Source organism: Kitasatospora sp. NPDC001175, from assembly GCF_053598215.1.
In genome coordinates, this window is the sequence record NZ_JBSFJU010000195.1 from 1 (window position 1) to 2233 (window position 2233).

4 protein-coding genes are annotated in these 2233 nt (G+C 67.3%); 2 read left to right on the forward strand and 2 right to left on the reverse strand.

Annotated features, from left to right (window positions below; genetic code table 11):
* Nucleotides 1-268, forward strand: a 268-nt coding sequence (locus ACWDAK_RS41045; protein WP_449806591.1) for a hypothetical protein, incomplete at its 5' end; no start/stop codon positions are given.
* A gap of 269 nt (nucleotides 269-537) precedes the next feature.
* Here ACWDAK_RS41045 and ACWDAK_RS41050 read toward each other — a convergent pair.
* Both ACWDAK_RS41050 and ACWDAK_RS41055 read right to left on the reverse strand, forming a co-directional pair.
* Nucleotides 538-741, reverse strand: coding sequence for a hypothetical protein (locus ACWDAK_RS41050; protein ID WP_344640265.1), 204 nt, complete (start codon nucleotides 739-741; stop codon nucleotides 538-540).
* Between the two features lie 29 nt (nucleotides 742-770).
* Entirely contained in the window at nucleotides 771-1403 is a 633-nt protein-coding gene (locus ACWDAK_RS41055) for a hypothetical protein (RefSeq protein WP_427396329.1), read from the reverse strand.
* 242 nt (nucleotides 1404-1645) lie between these two features.
* Between ACWDAK_RS41055 and ACWDAK_RS41060 the strand changes: the two genes are divergently transcribed.
* Entirely contained in the window at nucleotides 1646-1972 is a 327-nt protein-coding gene (locus ACWDAK_RS41060; RefSeq protein ID WP_344640263.1) for a hypothetical protein, read from the forward strand.
* Nucleotides 1973-2233: the final 261 nt, after the last annotated feature.

Genomic DNA, 2233 nt, shown 5'->3' on the forward strand with positions numbered 1-2233 from the left:
GCAGGCTCTCGATGACTCCGTGCCGGCTGCAGCTCTCGCAGATCAGAGCCCTGCGACCGTTGGGGTGGTGTTGTCCGCGGACAACACCATGCGCAGTGAGGCTGCGGCCGCTGCGGCTTCGTCCGTGTTTCGGCCGTCCGGTCCGTCGGCGGTCGAGCTGGTCCGGGCTCTCGGAGCGAGCGTGGCGGAGCGAGCCGTGACCCTTCGAGAAGGCCTCGACAAGGCCGGGCTCAGGGCGCTCTTCGAGGAGTTGTACGCCGATCTCTGAAACCGAGAGGACCAGGAGGAGTGGATGTTGTCCGCGGACAACACCGTCGCCAACCCAGAAGTCCCGGCCGCCCTGGTGCAGCAGCAGGGCACGGTGCCGGCCGTGACCGTGTTGTCCGCGGACAACATGCACTCCTTCATGCAGGCTCTCGATGACTCCGTGCCGGCTGCAGCTCTCGCAGATCAGAGCCCTGCGACCGTTGGGGTGGTGTTGTCCGCGGACAACACCATGCGCAATGAAGCTGCGGCCCCTGCAGCTTTGTCTGCGTTTCAGCTGTCCAGTCCGTTGGCGGCCGACCTGGACCGCACTCTCGGAACGAACGCGGCAGAGCAAGGGATGCGGTCCCACTTCCCCGCCGCGCCAGCGGCGGCCCTTTCCGACTCCTTGGCCTGGTCGGCGTCGTAGATGGTGCCCAGGTAGAACTGCTGGCGTTCGTTCAGCGCCGTCCAGACCGCTGTGAGGTCGTTTCCCACTGGCTCCCTCCTTCCTGGTCCGAGCCCGGTTACTGCCCGTTGGCGAGCCGGTACACGGCGCGGTCCGAGTCGGCCTTGACGATGAGTCCGGTCTCGGCGAGGTGGCGCAGGATGACGTCCGCACCCTTCCAGTCGGTTTCGAGGTCGTGGTTGGTAAGGATCTTGACGGCCAAGGACGCATCCCACCGCGTGTCCGTGCCGTGCCTGGTGATCGCCTTGCTGAGCGCGGCGCGGCGCGCGGTGGGAAGGGCGAGGACGGTGTCGCGGAACAGGTCGTAGATGGCGTGCGGAATCCTGTAGCCGACGACCTTGCCGAATCCGGGACCCTGGGCCTGGACGGGCGCTTCGATGGCGGCGGGCAACCAGCCTTCGCGGACGCCGCGGTCGAGGGCGCGCTTGAGGCCGGCGCTATGGCCCTTGAGGCTGCTGGAGCCGTCCTCGCCGCGCAAGGCATCGGCGGAGACGTAGCCGCCACGGCCAACGGCCTCTTCGAGGATCCGCTGAGCGCGGGGTGGCAGGGAGAGGTAGTAGCGGTCGATCCGGTCGCGGGTCCAGGTGCCGTCCGTTTCGACTGTGACGGCGTCGACGTAGGGGGCGAGGAAGGCGAGGAGCTTCTCGCCGAACTCGGGGGTGGCGTTCTTCACGGACAGGATGAGGTCCAAGGCGAGGCTCCGGTGCAACAGACGTGGATAGAGGTCCGATGAACGAGGTAGAGAGTAGCGCCCTGTTGTCACGTCAGCCCAGCGTCAATCCCCGTCCATATGGACGAGATGGAGTTGAGTGGTGCAGCGAGTAGCCGCCGCTCGATCGGGCGGCGGCTGTGTAGGACATCGCTTTGGCCAGGGGAACGTCGGCCCGGCGGTTGTGGCATGCCGACGCCGCCAGGGCATGCCACGGTTGATGTGTGACTAGCATCGCCGAAGCCATCGCCAAGCTGCCCGGCCCGCTGTTCGTGCCCGCGCGCTACCCGTACGAGTACGCCCTCGACCTCGCCCTTGATCACGACATCGTGCCAGCCGAATACGTCGAAGAAGCCCACCAACAGGCGCGCAGCGAGCTGCGATCGGGCATCAAGCGGGGCCCGGACCGGCGCGCTGTGCTGCGCCGGGCCGTTGTCCGTTGGTGTCGCGCGAACGGCGAACAGCTCGAGGATGTCTATGTGCTGATGGCCAACCGATACCTGGAGCTGCACTCCATCGACCGGCCGATCCCCACACTGCCAGCTGTGTGATGCTCGGCCTGTTCAGCGGGATTGGGAACCTGCTCGCCACAAGCCGGCGCTGGGCGGGGTCAGGACATCAGGTGGGCGCAGCACTGGGGAAGCATCAGGCCGAAGGCCTCCGTCGTGTCCATCACTGCTCCTTTTGGTCGGGTCGGTTCGTCGGGTCGGCCAGGCACTCCGCGCCGCGCCCTCGCGGTGGGCGACAGCGAGCAGTCGGTGGCCGAGGTGGCCGAGCTCTACCGGCTGATGAGCCGCCTGGAGTACCTGACC